Raw genomic sequence first — 14,610 nt, 5'->3', positions numbered from 1 at the left:
AGCGTGGGGCAGCCCCGAACGCTACCGGTCGACCGTGGCACATCCATGACACGGGCGGAATCGCCGAATCCGCGCGAGACGCGCAGGCGAACGCTCCGACCGTCAGCCCAACACGCGATGAACGGCGAAGGTTGCCGGCCGTCCGGTTTCCCGGGAAGCCCGCGCGGCGGACGTTTTCGCCCGCGGCTCCTCCGTTTCGGCTCAAAGCGTCTCGATTGCCAGCGCGATACCCTGGCCGCCGCCGATACAAAGCGTCACGACGCCGCGCCTGATCCCGTCACGCTGCATCGAATGGATCAGGCGTGTTGTCAGCACCGCGCCCGTCGCGCCGATCGCATGACCGTGCGCAATCGCACCGCCTTCGACGTTGACGATCTCCTCGGCAATGCCGAGCTGACCCGCCACCGCGATCGGCACGACCGCGAACGCTTCGTTGACCTCGAAACGCTCGACGTCCGCCAGCGCCCAGCCTGCACGTTCGAGCGCGATCTTCACGGCCGGAACGGGGCCGAGCCCGAACATGCCGGGCTCGACGGCGGCAACGCCGAACGCAACCAGCCGGGCGCTCGGCGCGATGCCGTGCGCATCGGCGAACGCGCGATCCGCAACCAGCATCGCTGACGCGCCGCTGTTCAGGCCCGGCGCGTTGCCTGCGGTAATCGTGCCGTCCGGGCGAAACGCGGGTTTCAGTCTGGCGAGTGTTTCGAGCGTCGTCTCAGGGCGCGGTGTCTCGTCGCGCGCAAACGCGACGCGCGCCTTGCGCTGCAGGACGTCGACCGGCACCAGCTCGGCGTCGAACTTGCCATCCGCGAGCGCGGTGGAGAAACGCTGCTGCGAGCGGAGCGCCCAGCGATCCTGGCGGTCGCGCGAGATGTCGAGCTGGGCCGCGAGATCTTCCGTATGCCATCCCGAATGCTGGTCGGAAAACGCATCGACGAGGCCGTCGCGCAGCATGCTGTCGCGGATCGGCGCGTCGCCCATCCGGTAGCCCCAGCGTGCGCCGTCGAGCAGGTACGGCGCACGCTCCATGCTTTCCATGCCGCCGGCGACCGCCGCGTTCGCGTAACCCAGCAGGATCTCCTGCGCGGCATTGACGACCGCCTGCGCGCCGGAGCCGCAGACGCGGTTGACCGTCAGCGCGGGCACCTCGACCGGCAAGCCGGCGCCGATGGCGGCTTGCCGGGCCGGGTTCATCTTGTTGCCGGCCTGGATCACGTTGCCCAGCACGACCGTGTCGATCGCCGCGCCGTCGAGGCCGCTGCGCCTCAAGGTTTCGCGCACGGCGATCGCCCCGAGTTCGGTGGCCGGTGTGTCCTTCAGGGACCCGTTGAACGTGCCGATCGGCGTACGGACGGGGTGGCAGATGACGACTTCACGTGTACTCATGATGCGTTCCTGGATCGCGTTGCAAGGTGCGCGGGCGAGTCTGTCGCGAACGGGGCACGCCGCGCGCTTCGCGTCGCCGTTTCGATTGCGCCGTGATGCGGGCAGGGCCGCCGACGCCGTGCAGGGCGGCTGCATCCGATGCCAGGATCGCAAGCCGCTGCGTGAGGGAAAGGTATCTATGCATATGCATACTGTCAACGGGGCTATTACGCACGATCGGGGAAGCGTGGCGACTCCGGCAGGGGCGTACCGATATTCCACGATCTCGACATTATAGAAATAATGTCAAATCTACCGACCACGATGATTGGATATTTGACAGTTTACGTTATATTATTTACGAAATTCCCGACGAAACCCTCCATGTCCGATCTTGCCGCCGACGAACCCCGCCTGACCGCCGAAATCGAGCGCCTCAAGGCCGACTTCCCGAAAACGCGCGAGCTGTACCGCGAGGCGTGCGCGCTGCTGTTTTTCCGCTTCGGCATCACGCCCACCGCGAACCGCCTGTACCAGCTTGTCCGCAAGGGCAGCATGAGCACGCCGACGGCCGTCCTCGGCGAGTTCTGGGCCGAACTGCGGGAAAAGAGTCGCGTGCGGATCGAGCATCCCGACCTGCCGGCCGATCTGCAGGCGGCAGCCGGCGAGCTGGTCGCGGCGTTGTGGAATCGGTCGAGCAACGATGCGGCCGCCGCGCTCGATGCACTGCGCGCGGAAGTCGAGGCCGAACGAGCGGCGGCGAAGGCGGAAGTCGCGACGCTGCAGGCCGAACTGGCCCGCACCGAAACCGCGCTGGAGCAACGGACGGCCGCGCTGCTGGCTGCGCAGGTGCGCATCCAGGAACTGGAGCAGGCGAGGGCGGCCGACGACGCGTCGCAGCGCGCCCTGCAAGCGGAGATCGAACGCGTGAAGGCAGACAATGCGGAAGGCGACCGCGCACTTGCGCAGGCACGCGCGGATTTCACCGCCCAGCTCGACCGGTTGCGCGACGACGCGGGGCGGGCCGAGGAACGCTTGCGCGCATCGGAGAAGCGGGCGCTTCACGAAATCGACCGCGAGCGGCTCGCGGCCGCGCGGCTGCAAAAGGAACTCGACGCGACGGCATCGCGCGCCGAGCAGCGCGATGCGCAGCAGCGCAACGACGTCGCCGCGCTGCAGGCGCAACTCGGCGATGCGCTGCATCGATGCGGGGTGCTTCAGGGGCAGCTCGACGGCGCGCAGGCGACCGATGCGGCGCGCGCCAAGGAGCTCGATGCGTTGAGGCGGGAGATGACGGTGCTCGCGCGGCGGGCACCGGTGCGCGGCACCAAGACGGTTCCGGCCGCGCAGCGGAGCGAGCGGCGGGCCCGCACGAGGAAGCGCACCGGCGAAGCGTCGCGCTGACTGCGAAACCGCAAGCGTGCGTCAGCCGATGGCGACGCACGCCCGAAGCAGGCAAGCGGACAAACCGCCGAGGCGCTACGTACGCCAACGCTCGTCCACCCGCCCATGCGGATCAGCTCGACACATACCGCGACGGCAGCGGCGGCGCATCCGCCGGAATCGTGACCAGCGACGTGTTCAGCCAGCCCTGCGGCGTGCCGTTCGACTGCGCATAGGCGCCGACGTACGGCATCATCCGCGTGGTCTGATAGACCTGCGGCGTCCAGCCGGCCGGCGCGAGGAAGATCGACGTCGCGCGCTTCTCGCTGTACGCGGACGCCCCGTACGTCGAGATGTTCCACAGCGTCTGCTGATACGTCGCGTAGTCGGCGTTGTGACGCGAACCGCCGGCTTGCCAGCCTTCGAGCTGGATGAACGTGTTGTACGTGCCGGCGCCCGCGAGCAGGTTGTTCACCGTGCGCCCGTAAAGGAACGACAGGAGCAGGCCGCAGTTCGCCGGCGCGAAATCGCTGCCGACGCTCAGGTAATAGCGGCCCGTCGTGTTCACGACCGACGCGTAGTGTGAGTTGCCGATATCCGTCGACGTCGTCAGCCCGCTCGCGCCCATGAAGCTGTCGAACGCCTGCATCGTGACGCCCGCCGGCAGGTCGCTCGTTGCACTGATCGCGACGATGTGCGAACCGGCCGCCAGCAGCGTCAGGAACGCGGACAGCGTGTCGGCGATCCAGTTGCCCTGCGCATCGACGAACGGAAACGCGCGATAGCCCGTCAGCGCGAACACCGCCGGATCGGAACCGGCCTGCCAGGCAATCTGCGGCACCCACATCGTCAGCGGGCCGGCGTTCGATGCGCCGGACACGTACTGCTTCAGCGCATCGATGAGTTGCGCGTCGGCGCCGGGCAGCACGGGATACGACGCACCGTTCTGCCAGCGCTGCACCCATTGCGCGGCGAAGCCCGCGAGCTGGCCGCCGGTGAAATCGGCGGGCGGCACGTAGCCGAGCGGGCCCGTGCCCTGATACGCGGACTGGATCGCCGCGGCCGTACGTACGTTGCTGCCGAACATGCTGTTCGCGAAATCCTGGCAGTTGTTGGCCGGCGGCGTCGAAAGCTGCGCGAGCGGGACGACCCACGCGCCGTTCGCAGTCGCGACGCCACGGTACAGGTTGAGATTCGCGACCGAGTCGTGACCGGGAAACGTGGCGGCGTCGGCGCCCGACACGTAGCCGGCCGACGGCGTCACGCCGACGGTGGTCGGTTGCGAGCCGAACGGATGCGTGTACGAAATCGCAAACGACGCGTCGCCGCCGGCGAGGCTGAACGATCCGGTGCAATCGCCCCAACTGTTCGTCGCGCTGACGGCGGTCGATTGTCCGGTCGCGACCAGCGCTTGCGACGCCTGCGGCAGCGAGCCGCTCTGGCTCGCCGCGTTGCCGTACGCGAGCGTCGTCGACGGGATCGCATTGACCACGTTGATCGTGATCGAGCGATCGGCGATGCCGTAGCTGCGCACGGACGTGTCGGCCGCGCCGTTGGCGGCGAACGACGACGCGGACGTCGTGTTACCGTCGCCGCCGCATGCGGCCAGCGTGCCGACGAGCGGCGACAGGGTCAGCGCGGCGCCGCGCTGGATGAAGCGCCGGCGGTTCGGCGCGGTCGGGCGGGCGGGTTTCGAAGCAGTCATGGGCGTTCCTGGTCGCGGGTTCGGGAAGAGGCAACGACGGTCCGACGCATTGCACACGTGTGCAAAGCCGGCCGCATCTTCGCGTTTCGCCGGCGCATGCGCCGCGCGTATTTATGCGGGAGATCGATGAAACGCCGGCGACGAAACGGAGTCGCTCGTGTGACGCCGGGCAAGCGGCAACGCAGGGCGAGGCGCGGCGGAGCGCCGGCCGGGCGCAGGCGGCATTGGGCGCCCGGCGGGGATCGGGTAAAGTGCCGCTCAATCTGCCGGCTCGACCTTACTAGACGACCGGTCTAATCGTTGCTACCATACGCCATCATGAATGCATCTTCGGGCGCGGAAGTCCGCCAGCACATCCTGAATATCGCGAAGCCGATCATGCTCCACAAGGGGTTCTCGGCGGTCGGCCTGAACGAGATTCTCGCTGCGGCGGGCATCCCGAAGGGCTCGTTCTACCATTACTTCGGCTCGAAAGAGGCATTCGGCGAAGCGCTGCTCGACGCGTATTTCGAAGGCTATCTCGCGCATCTCGACAACCTGCTCGAGCATCGGGCCGGCACGGGCGCCGAGCGCCTGATGACGTACTGGGGCAACTGGCTGCACACGCAATGCGCGGACGATCCGGAAGGCAAGTGCCTCGCGGTGAAGCTCGGCGCGGAAGTGGCGGACCTGTCGGAGGCGATGCGCGCGGTGCTGCGGCGTGGCACGAGCGCGATCATCGAGCGGCTCGCGGGCGGCATCGAGGCAGGGCTCGCCGACGGTTCGCTGAGCGCGGTCGACGATCCGCCGCACACGGCCGCGATCCTTTACGAGTTGTGGCTGGGCGCAACGCTGCTGGAAAAGATTCACCGCAATCGCAAACCGCTCGAAAGGGCGATGGTCGAAACGCGGCGCATGCTGAACCTGCCGCCGGCCGCGCATGATGGAGCGCAGTCGTAACCCGGGCGCGCATTGGCGCGCCTTGTTTTTGCCCTGATTCTAGACGACTGGTCTACTTATACGCGCATGACGAACGCCTCGCTCCGCGTTACGCTGTCCCGATTGTTCCAACCGCACACGTGCGGCAGTGACGGCCTGACCGCCGACGCTGCCACGGGTGCGCGTCTTCTGCTGGTCCATCCCTGATCCGATCGTGCCCACGAAGCACGTTTATTCCTGTTGACGGAGACTCACATGCCGCAAAGCAAGATCGCAAACCGCCAGATCATCCTGACTTCGCGCCCGGTCGGCGCGCCGACGCCGGGCAACTTCCGCACCGCGTCCGGCGACGTGCCGACGCCCGGCGCCGGCCAGGTGCTGCTGCGCACGGTCTGGTTGTCGCTCGACCCGTACATGCGCGGCCGGATGAGCGACGCGCCGTCCTATGCCGCGCCGGTCGAACTCGGCGGCGTGATGGCCGGCGGCACGGTCAGCCGCGTCGTGTCGTCGAACCTGCCCGCGTTCCGCGAAGGCGACCTCGTCGTCGCGGGCGCCGGCTGGCAGGACTATGCGCTGTCCGACGGCCGCGACCTGATTCCGCTCGGCCGCGACTTCGCGCATCCGTCGTACGCGCTCGGCGTGCTCGGCATGCCGGGCTTCACCGCGTACACCGGGCTGCTGAAGATCGGCGAACCGAAGGCCGGCGAAACCGTGGTCGTGGCGGCCGCCAGCGGCGCGGTCGGCTCGGCCGTCGGCCAGATCGCGAAGCTGAAGGGCTGCCGCGTGATCGGCGTCGCTGGCGGCGCCGACAAGTGCGCGTACGTGACCGACACGCTCGGCTTCGACGCGTGCGTCGACCATCGCGATCCGGCGTTTGCCGCGAAGCTGAAGGACGCGTGCCCGAACGGCATCGACGTCTATTTCGAGAACGTCGGCGGCGCGGTGTTCGACGCGGTGTGGCCGCTGCTCAACGATCACGCGCGCGTGCCGGTGTGCGGAATCATTGCGCATTACAACGACACGGCATACGACGACACCGCGGTGTCGACCGGCCGTGATCGCGTGCCGGCGCTGATGGGTACGATTCTGCGCAAGCGCATCCGGGTGCAGGGTTTCATCATCCTCGATCACTATGCGACCGGCTATGCGCCGTTCCTGAAGGAAATGAGCGAATGGGTCGCGCAGGGCAAGGTGAAGACGCTGGAAGATGTCGTCCCCGATCTGGCCGACGCACCGGAAGCGCTGATCGGCCTGCTGGCCGGCAAGAATTTCGGCAAGGTCGTCGTGCGCGTGGGCCCGGACGAACTGGCCTGATGCCACGGCACTGCGGTACACAACGGTTGCATGCTGGCGTCGCGCGACGCCGGCTTGTGGCATGCTCGATTCCGTTTCGAAAGGAGTGACAAGATGGCGCTTCACGTGATTGCTTCCCTGTTCCTGAAACCCGAACACGCACAGGCCGCCGAGGCCGAACTGCGCAGCATGGTCGTCAAGACGCGCACCGAGCCGGGCAACCGGCGCTACGACCTGTTCCGCGAGCAAGACGGCTCGCCGAACCTGCACGTGTACGAGATCTACGACGACCAGGCCGCATTCGACGCGCACCTCGCCAGCCCGTATTTCGGCGAATTCCGCACGAAGTCGGCCGACTGGTTCACGGCGCCGCCGGTCATCAAGGTGCTGTCGGGCATCGACGTGGCCGAGTAACGACGCAGGACCACCGCCGCGGCCCGTCCCCACCCGGGCCGCGCGGCACCCGTCGCGTACCGCGCGACGGCGATGACAACGACGACACCGCGCGGCGCGGCATGCGCGCCGCTTCCCCAATACACCGGCCCCGGAGGCTGAATGGTCACCCTCAACATCAACGGCGAAGCCCGCACGGTCGACGCCCCGGACGACATGCCCTTGCTCTGGGTGCTGCGCGACGTCGTCGGCCTCACCGGTACGAAGTTCGGTTGCGGAATCGCGCAATGCGGCGCATGTACCGTGCATCTCGACGGCGTCGCCGCGCGCTCGTGCGTGCTGCCGGTCGCGGCCGTCGCGGGCCGCAGGATCACGACGATCGAAGCCGTCGGCGCGACGCCGGCCGGCCGCAAGGTCCAGCAGGCGTGGCGCGAGCTCGACGTCGTCCAGTGCGGCTACTGCCAGTCGGGGCAGGTGATGGCGGCCACCGCGCTGATCGCATCGAACCCGAACCCGAGCGACGCCGACATCGACGCGGCGATGGCCGGCAACATCTGCCGCTGCGGCACGTACAACCGGATTCGCGCGGCCGTCAAACAAGCCGCCAAGGAGGCTTGACATGTCGCGAGGACTGATCGAAGCAGGTCGGGCCGGCGCAGGCGTGTCGCGCCGGTCGTTTCTGAAGTTCGGCGTGTCGCTCGGCGCGGCGGCGGGCGGCGGCTTGCTGCTCGGCTTCAGCCTGCCGGCGGCGGGCGACGACACGCGCCGTTCGGTGATCGGCGGCGACGGCGATGAAACCGCGCGCGCCGGCATATTCGCGCCGAACGCGTTCGTGCAGATCGACCGCAGCGGCAAGGTCACGCTGGTGATGCCGAAGGTCGAGATGGGGCAGGGTGTCTATACGGCGCTGCCGATGCTGATCGCCGAGGAGCTCGAAGTGCCGCTGTCGAGCGTGACGCTCGATCATGCGCCGCCGAACGAGAAGCTGTTCCTCGACCCGCTGCTCGGCGGCCAGCTCACCGGCGGCTCGACGTCGGTGCGCTACGCATGGGAACCGCTGCGCCGTGCGGGCGCAACGGCGCGCACGCTGCTGGTCGCGGCGGCCGCGAAGCAATGGAGTGTCGATCCGGCATCCTGCCGTGCGGCGAACGGCGAAGTGCAGCACCCGCCGAGCGGCCGGCGCGCGTCGTACGGCCAGCTCGCCGACGCCGCGGCGAAGCTGCCGGTGCCGAAGGACGTCGCGCTGAAGAAGCCGGAGGATTTCAAGCTGATCGGCACGCCCGCGAAGCGCCTCGATTCGCCGGAGAAAGTCGACGGCACCGCGCAGTTCGGGCTCGACGTGCGCCTGCCGGGCATGCTGTACGCGGTGATCGTGAACAGCCCGGTGTTCGGCGGCACGGTTGCAAGCGTCGACGATACCGCCGCGAAGAAGATTCCCGGCGTGCGCCAGGTCGTGCGTGCCGACAACGCGGTCGCGGTGGTCGGCGATCACACGTGGGCCGCGAAGCGCGGCGCATCGGCGCTCATCGTGAAGTGGAACGAAGGCGCGGACGCGAAGGTGTCGATGAAGGATATCGTCGCCGATCTCGCGCAGGCCGCGGCGAACGGCAAGGGCGCGGTCGCACGCAAGGACGGCGACGTCGGCAAGGCGTTCGCGGATGCGAAGACGCGCGTCGACGCCGTCTACGAGCAGCCGTTCCTTGCGCACGCGACGATGGAACCGGTGAACTGCACGGTGCACGTGCGCGGCGACGGCTGCGAGATCTGGGTCGGCACGCAGGTGCCGACGCGGGCGCGCGATACCGTGCAGCAGCTCACGAGCTTTCCGCCGGACAAGATCGTCGTGCACAACCACCTGCTCGGCGGCGGCTTCGGCCGGCGGCTCGAGACGGACATGATCGGCCAGGCGGTGAAGATCGCCAAACAAGTCAACGCGCCCGTGAAGGTCATCTGGACGCGCGAGGAAGACATCCAGCACGACATGTACCGGCCGTACTACTACGACCGGATCTCGGCCGGCCTCGACGCGAACGGCAAGCCGGTCGCGTGGCAGCACCGGATCGTCGGATCGTCGATCCTCGCGCGCTTCGCGCCGCCCGCGTTCAAGGACGGCGTCGATCCCGACGCGATCGAGGTCGCAACCGACCTGCCGTACGACCTGCCGAACCAGTTGATCGATTACGTGCGGCAGGAGCCGCGCCACGTGCCGACCGCGTTCTGGCGCGGCGTCGGGCCGACGCGCAGCACCTTCGTCGTCGAGAGCTTCATCGACGAGCTGGCCGCGCAGACCAGGACCGACCCCGTGCAATACCGCCGCGCGCTGCTCGGCAAGACGCCGCGCGCGCGCAACGTGCTCGACGTGGCGACCAAGGCGGCCGGCTGGGGCCCGTCGCTGCCGAAGGGGCAAGGGCGCGGCGTGTCGGTGATGCACGCGTTCGGCAGCTTCTTCTCGATCGTCATCGACGTCGCGGTGGACGACGGCGAGGTGCAGGTCAAGCGCGTCGTGTGCGCGGTGGACTGCGGGATGTTCGTCAACCCGAACACGATCGAGGCGCAGGTGCAGGGCGGCATCATTTTCGGGATCACGGGCGCGTTGTACGGCGAGATCACGATCGAGGACGGCCGCGTGACGCAGAGCAACTTCACCGACTACCGGATGCTGCGGATCAACGAGACGCCGCCGATCGACGTGCATCTGGTGAAGAGCGGCGAAGCGCCGGGCGGGATCGGCGAACCGGGCACGGCCGCAACCGCGGCGGCGCTGTCGAACGCGATCTTCGCGGCAACCGGCACGCGGCTGCGCAAGCTGCCGGTCGGCAACCAGTTGAAGACGGCCTGAGGGGAGGGAACGAACATGCGAAACCTGACCCTGAACACGCTCGGCGCATCGCTGCTCGCGCTGCTGGCCGGCCCGGCCGCGCACGCCGCGCACGCCGCGCAGACGGCGCCGGCCGACAGCGCGCTCGTCGCGCGCGGCGCCTATCTCGCGAAAGCGGGCGACTGTGTCGCGTGCCACACCGCGCCGCGCGGCACGCCGTTCGCCGGCGGCCTGAAGATGGTCACGCCGATGGGCGCGATCTACACGACCAACATCACGCCCGATCCGGACACCGGCATCGGCGGCTACACGGAAGCCGAGTTTGCCGGCGCGCTGCGCGCGGGCGTCGCGAAGGACGGCCATCACCTGTATCCGGCGATGCCGTATCCGTCGTACGCTAAACTGAAGGACGACGACGTGAAGGCGCTGTACGCGTACTTCATGCACGGCGTCGAACCGGTGAAGCAGGCGAACCGACCGTCCGACATCCCGTGGCCGCTCAACATGCGCTGGCCGCTCGCGCTGTGGAACGCGGTGTTCCTCGACACGACGCCGTATGCCGACAAGTCGGCCAGGGACGCGATGTGGAACCGCGGCGCGTACCTCGTGCAGGGGCTCGGGCACTGCGGATCGTGCCACACGCCGCGCGGCGTCGGCTTCCAGGAGAAGGCGCTCGACGAAGGCGGCACGGCATTCCTGTCGGGCGCGGCGATCGACAACTGGTTCGCGTCGAACCTGACCGGCGAGCACAACACGGGGCTCGGCCGCTGGAACGAGGCCGACGTTGCGCAGTTCCTGAAGACCGGCGCGAACCGGCATGCGACCGCGTTCGGCTCGATGGTGAGCGTGATCAACCACAGCACGCAGGCGCTGAACGACGACGATCTGGCGGCGATTTCGCGCTACCTGAAATCGCTGCCGGCCGCGGGCGGCACGGGCGCGCCGCCGTACAGCTATGATCCGAAGGCGACGCAGGTGGTGCTGGGCCGGCCGGCGGCCGATCCGGGCGCGAAGGTGTATAACGCTTACTGCCTGCATTGCCACGGCGCGGACGGGCGCGGTTACGCGCCGCTGCTCGCCCCGCTCGCCGGCAATCCGAACGTGCTCGAGACCGATGCATCGTCGCTGATCAACGTGACGCTGAACGGCAGCGACACGCTCGTGATCGACGGTGTGCCGTCCGCGTATCCGATGCCGGCGTTCTCGAACCAGTTGAACGACCGGCAGATCGCCGACGTGCTGACGTTCATGCGCGCCGGCTGGAACAACGGCGCGCCGGCCGTGCAGGCGGCGGACGTCGCGAAACTCCGCAAGACGACGGCGGCCGCACGCTGAGCGGCGGCGCCATGCGGAACGACGGCAGGCCGGTGTGCCTGCCGTCCATACCGCCGGGGGGTGTCAACCCCGGCGGCCTGGCTCTTTCTGTCAACCGGCGCGTGGCCGTTCGCGGCAGCGCGCGTTTTATCGACGCAATGTAGGGGTGTCTGGATGGCTAACGTGACTTATACGGATACGCAACTGCTGATCGACGGCGAGTGGGTCGACGCCGCGAGCGGCAAGACGATCGACGTCGTGAACCCGGCGACCGGCAACGCAATCGGCAAGGTGGCCCACGCGGGCATCGCCGATCTCGACCGCGCGCTCGCCGCCGCGCAGCGCGGCTTCGAAACGTGGCGCAAGGTGCCCGCGCACGAACGCGCGGCAACGATGCGCAAGGCGGCCGCGCTGGTGCGCGAACGCGCCGACGCGATCGCGCAGTTGATGACGCAGGAACAGGGCAAGCCGCTCACCGAAGCACGCGTCGAAGTGCTGTCGGCGGCCGACATCATCGAATGGTTCGCGGACGAAGGCCGTCGCGTGTACGGCCGGATCGTGCCGCCGCGCAACCTCGGCGCGCAGCAGACGGTCGTCAAGGAGCCGGTCGGCCCGGTCGCCGCGTTCACGCCGTGGAATTTCCCGGTCAACCAGGTCGTGCGCAAGCTGAGCGCCGCGCTCGCGACCGGCTGCTCGTTCCTCGTGAAGGCGCCGGAGGAAACCCCCGCATCGCCGGCCGCGCTGCTGCGCGCGTTCGTCGACGCAGGCGTGCCGGCCGGCGTGATCGGCCTCGTGTATGGCGATCCGGCCGAAATCTCGTCGTACCTGATCCCGCACCCGGTGATCCGCAAGGTCACGTTCACGGGTTCGACGCCGGTCGGCAAGCAGCTCGCCGCGCTCGCGGGCCAGCACATGAAGCGCGCAACGATGGAGCTGGGCGGGCACGCGCCGGTGATCGTCGCCGAAGACGCCGACGTCGCGCTCGCGGTGAAGGCCGCCGGCGGCGCGAAGTTCCGCAACGCGGGCCAGGTCTGCATTTCGCCGACGCGCTTCCTCGTGCACAACAGCCTCCGCGACGAATTCACGCGTGCGCTGGTCAAGCATGCCGAAGGGCTGAAGGTCGGCAACGGCCTCGAGGAAGGCACGACGCTCGGCGCACTCGCGAACCCGCGCCGGCTGACCGCGATGGCATCGGTCGTCGAGAACGCGCGCAAGGTTGGCGCGAGCATCGAGACGGGCGGCGAGCGGCTCGGCTCGGCAGGCAACTTCTTCGCGCCGACCGTGATCGCGAACGTGCCGCTCGAAGCGGACGTGTTCAATAACGAGCCGTTCGGCCCGGTCGCGGCGATCCGCGGCTTCGACAAGCTCGAGGACGCGATCGCGGAAGCGAATCGTCTGCCGTTCGGGCTGGCCGGCTACGCGTTCACGCGTTCGTTCGCGAACGTGCACCTGCTCACGCAGCGCCTCGAAGTCGGGATGCTGTGGATCAACCAGCCGGCCACGCCGTGGCCGGAAATGCCGTTCGGCGGCGTGAAGGACTCGGGCTACGGGTCAGAAGGCGGGCCGGAAGCGCTCGAGCCGTACCTCGTCACGAAGTCGGTGACGGTGATGGCCGTCTGACGGTCGAGCGTCCGCATGTGCGCCCGCCGTTCGTGCGGCGCGCGTGAGCGGCGCAGGTCGGGTATCGTGCCCGGCCTGCGCCGTTTTTTCTTTGTTTTCACATTTCCATGCCGTGGCGATTCACGATTCACAGCATCGGCGAAGACAATCCCGCGTTCAGCCCTGCGTCGCGACCAGCGCCGCGGTCTGGCCCAGCCAGTCGGCCGGATCGCCGCGATGGTAGATCTCTTCCGACGGCTCGATATTGTCGATGAATCGCTGGTAGATCACCGCCCGTCTGGCCGTGGCGATCGGTGCGAGGAGGGCGGCGGCGCGCACCGGGTCGCAGCCCGGCACCTTCGCCAGCCATTCGCGATTCCAGTGATCCTTGATCGCCGCCGCGTAGTCGCGCGGAACGGCGTCGAGAAACGCGGACTGGTCGAGCAACGGGTGGCCGATGCCGCTGTCGCCCCAATCAAGCAGCGTGAGCTCCGATCGCGTACCGCGAAAATTGCCGGGATGGCAGTCGCCATGTACCAGCGTATTCGGCAATCCGCATGCATCGATCCCGGCAAACCGTGCCGCAAGACCGCTGACGAAATGCCGTAGCGACGCACGTTCGTTGCGCGACAGCCCTTCGCCGCTCCGTTCGACGACATCGGCGATATCGGCGGCCAGACCCGCGCCGCGCCAGTCCGGTAATCGCATCGCGTGCAATTCGTCGACGCGGTCGATCCACGAAGCCTGTATGTCGACCAGCAGCGTCACCATGTCGAGCAGTTGCGGCAGCGCTGCGTCGAACAGGTCGTCGCCCGGGATCTCCGCGAGCAGAATGCGTCCGCATTCGTCGTACCCCAGCAGCGTCGGCACGCGCCGGCCGGCCAGCGCAGTGATGACGCGGCCTTCGTGTTCGAGGAAGGGCGGCACCACTTTCAGCCATGCCGATTGCGCCCCGATCGGGATGCGCCAGACGCTGGAGAGATTCCAGGTGCGAACCTGCACGGGTTTGGCGGTAGGCGACAGGCCGTGACCGGCGAGCACGCGCGCCGCCCAGCCGAGATCGGCCGCGGGGCCGCCCGGCCGCGCGTAACTTCGGCGCAGCGAATGGGGCTCGATGTTCCCTGCCCAGGATTCGGCCGGGACGGGTTCCGAAATCTCGGCCAGGTAGGTGACTTCGCCGCCGGGCGCCCGGTCGCGAACGGTTTCCAGCAGGCGCAGGATCGTCACGTCGACGCCATGGCGTTCGCGCGCGGCACGTACGACCGACTCGACTTCCTGCCACCACGGGACGGCGACAGGCATCGGCGGCAGGCAACCGACCACCGCGCCATCCGGCGTCACCAGCACCAGCCTCGCGACACGCGGCGGCGGTGCCGCTGAATCGAGGGTTCCCGTCATCGTGCTCATTTCGCTCCTGACCGGCGTCGATTGCCTGTGCAGGGCGAGCGTATCCCAATTCGCGAATGCGCGGCTACGGGGGTTACGCGGTGACGCGAGTCAGTGCCGGCTGCTGCCGCGATAGCTTTCCACTTCCGCGTCGTACGCCGCGAGAAACGCCTTGCCGAACACCGACGCGAAATCGTCCTCGATCGCGAACACCGTATCGCGATGGGTCGCCGCGTAGCGATCCCACATCCGCGCTTTGTACAGTGCGGGCACGCACTTCTCGTGCCAGCGCATCGCATCGTCGCGTTCGCACAAATGCCGTTCGGCGGCGTGACGGACTCGGGCTACGGGTCGGAAGCGCTCGAGCCGTATCTCGTGACGAAGTCGGCGACGGTGATGGCGGTTTGACAACAGCTTGAGTGTAGTGAGGCCGCCG

Annotated in this window: 12 protein-coding genes and 1 pseudogene; 9 read left to right on the top strand and 4 right to left on the bottom strand. The window is 68.3% G+C overall.

The window, feature by feature from the left end:
* Positions 1-201 precede the first annotated feature (201 nt).
* Positions 202-1,386, bottom strand: coding sequence for a thiolase family protein (locus tag JYG32_RS20695; RefSeq protein WP_213266781.1), 1,185 nt, complete (start codon positions 1,384-1,386; stop codon positions 202-204).
* 363 nt (positions 1,387-1,749) lie between these two features.
* Between JYG32_RS20695 and JYG32_RS20690 the strand changes: the two genes are divergently transcribed.
* Positions 1,750-2,769 (top strand): DNA-binding protein, encoded by a 1,020-nt coding sequence (locus tag JYG32_RS20690; RefSeq protein ID WP_213267434.1) that lies wholly within the window; start codon positions 1,750-1,752, stop codon positions 2,767-2,769.
* Between the two features lie 112 nt (positions 2,770-2,881).
* On the opposite strand, the gene JYG32_RS20685 is transcribed toward JYG32_RS20690, so the two are convergent.
* Positions 2,882-4,453 carry a hypothetical protein gene (locus JYG32_RS20685; RefSeq protein WP_213266780.1) on the bottom strand — a complete coding sequence of 524 codons (1,572 nt, stop codon included), beginning with the start codon at positions 4,451-4,453 and terminating at the stop codon, positions 2,882-2,884.
* A gap of 318 nt (positions 4,454-4,771) precedes the next feature.
* On the opposite strand from JYG32_RS20685, the gene JYG32_RS20680 reads away from it, so the two are divergent.
* From JYG32_RS20680 to JYG32_RS20650, 7 genes are all read left to right on the top strand, one after another.
* Positions 4,772-5,392, top strand: coding sequence for a TetR/AcrR family transcriptional regulator (locus JYG32_RS20680; RefSeq protein WP_174379622.1), 621 nt, complete (start codon positions 4,772-4,774; stop codon positions 5,390-5,392).
* A gap of 234 nt (positions 5,393-5,626) precedes the next feature.
* Entirely contained in the window at positions 5,627-6,685 is a 1,059-nt protein-coding gene (locus tag JYG32_RS20675) for an NADP-dependent oxidoreductase (protein ID WP_213266779.1), read from the top strand.
* Between the two features lie 93 nt (positions 6,686-6,778).
* Positions 6,779-7,078: a putative quinol monooxygenase gene (locus JYG32_RS20670; protein WP_174379624.1), complete on the top strand. Its 300-nt coding sequence runs from the start codon at positions 6,779-6,781 to the stop codon at positions 7,076-7,078.
* Between the two features lie 141 nt (positions 7,079-7,219).
* Entirely contained in the window at positions 7,220-7,675 is a 456-nt protein-coding gene (locus tag JYG32_RS20665) for a (2Fe-2S)-binding protein (protein WP_213266778.1), read from the top strand.
* A gap of 1 nt (position 7,676) precedes the next feature.
* On the top strand, positions 7,677-9,896 hold the full coding sequence (locus JYG32_RS20660; protein ID WP_213266777.1) for a xanthine dehydrogenase family protein molybdopterin-binding subunit: 2,220 nt from the start codon (positions 7,677-7,679) through the stop codon (positions 9,894-9,896).
* A 15-nt stretch (positions 9,897-9,911) separates the two neighbouring features.
* A complete protein-coding gene (locus tag JYG32_RS20655; protein ID WP_213266776.1) occupies positions 9,912-11,210 on the top strand; it encodes a c-type cytochrome in 1,299 nt (432 codons plus the stop codon).
* A gap of 153 nt (positions 11,211-11,363) precedes the next feature.
* Positions 11,364-12,809 (top strand): NAD-dependent succinate-semialdehyde dehydrogenase, encoded by a 1,446-nt coding sequence (locus JYG32_RS20650; RefSeq protein WP_213266775.1) that lies wholly within the window; start codon positions 11,364-11,366, stop codon positions 12,807-12,809.
* 156 nt (positions 12,810-12,965) lie between these two features.
* Here JYG32_RS20650 and JYG32_RS20645 read toward each other — a convergent pair whose 3' ends face one another.
* Both JYG32_RS20645 and JYG32_RS20640 read right to left on the bottom strand, forming a co-directional pair.
* Positions 12,966-14,195, bottom strand: a complete 1,230-nt coding sequence (locus JYG32_RS20645; protein ID WP_213266774.1) for a phosphotransferase family protein — start codon at positions 14,193-14,195, stop codon at positions 12,966-12,968.
* A gap of 90 nt (positions 14,196-14,285) precedes the next feature.
* Positions 14,286-14,495, bottom strand: a pseudogene (locus JYG32_RS20640) (type VI secretion system-associated FHA domain protein); the annotation flags it as partial.
* Here JYG32_RS20640 and JYG32_RS39470 point away from each other — a divergent pair.
* The gene (locus tag JYG32_RS39470) at positions 14,457-14,582 is read left to right on the top strand and encodes a hypothetical protein (protein WP_283842737.1); all 126 of its coding nucleotides are present in this window, start codon (positions 14,457-14,459) and stop codon (positions 14,580-14,582) included. The pseudogene JYG32_RS20640 and the gene JYG32_RS39470 sit on opposite strands and share 39 nt — an antisense overlap.
* Positions 14,583-14,610: the final 28 nt, after the last annotated feature.

It is taken from the genome of Burkholderia pyrrocinia (genome assembly GCF_018417535.1).
In the GTDB taxonomy this organism is placed as follows: Bacteria; Pseudomonadota; Gammaproteobacteria; order Burkholderiales; family Burkholderiaceae; genus Burkholderia; species Burkholderia pyrrocinia_E.
The sequence above is the reverse complement of the archived record's forward strand: the minus strand, read 5'-3'. Positions and strand labels throughout refer to the sequence as shown.

Bases quoted from the DNA above. Each gene is read 5' to 3' on its own strand.
- JYG32_RS20695 (WP_213266781.1), bottom strand. From the start codon at position 1,386: ATGAGTACACGTGAAGTCGTCATCTGCCACCCCGTCCGTACGCCGATC.
- JYG32_RS20690 (WP_213267434.1), top strand. From the start codon at position 1,750: ATGTCCGATCTTGCCGCCGACGAACCCCGCCTGACCGCCGAAATCGAG.
- JYG32_RS20685 (WP_213266780.1), bottom strand. From the start codon at position 4,453: ATGACTGCTTCGAAACCCGCCCGCCCGACCGCGCCGAACCGCCGGCGC.
- JYG32_RS20680 (WP_174379622.1), top strand. From the start codon at position 4,772: ATGAATGCATCTTCGGGCGCGGAAGTCCGCCAGCACATCCTGAATATC.
- JYG32_RS20675 (WP_213266779.1), top strand. From the start codon at position 5,627: ATGCCGCAAAGCAAGATCGCAAACCGCCAGATCATCCTGACTTCGCGC.
- JYG32_RS20670 (WP_174379624.1), top strand. From the start codon at position 6,779: ATGGCGCTTCACGTGATTGCTTCCCTGTTCCTGAAACCCGAACACGCA.
- JYG32_RS20665 (WP_213266778.1), top strand. From the start codon at position 7,220: ATGGTCACCCTCAACATCAACGGCGAAGCCCGCACGGTCGACGCCCCG.
- JYG32_RS20660 (WP_213266777.1), top strand. From the start codon at position 7,677: ATGTCGCGAGGACTGATCGAAGCAGGTCGGGCCGGCGCAGGCGTGTCG.
- JYG32_RS20655 (WP_213266776.1), top strand. From the start codon at position 9,912: ATGCGAAACCTGACCCTGAACACGCTCGGCGCATCGCTGCTCGCGCTG.
- JYG32_RS20650 (WP_213266775.1), top strand. From the start codon at position 11,364: ATGGCTAACGTGACTTATACGGATACGCAACTGCTGATCGACGGCGAG.
- JYG32_RS20645 (WP_213266774.1), bottom strand. From the start codon at position 14,195: ATGAGCACGATGACGGGAACCCTCGATTCAGCGGCACCGCCGCCGCGT.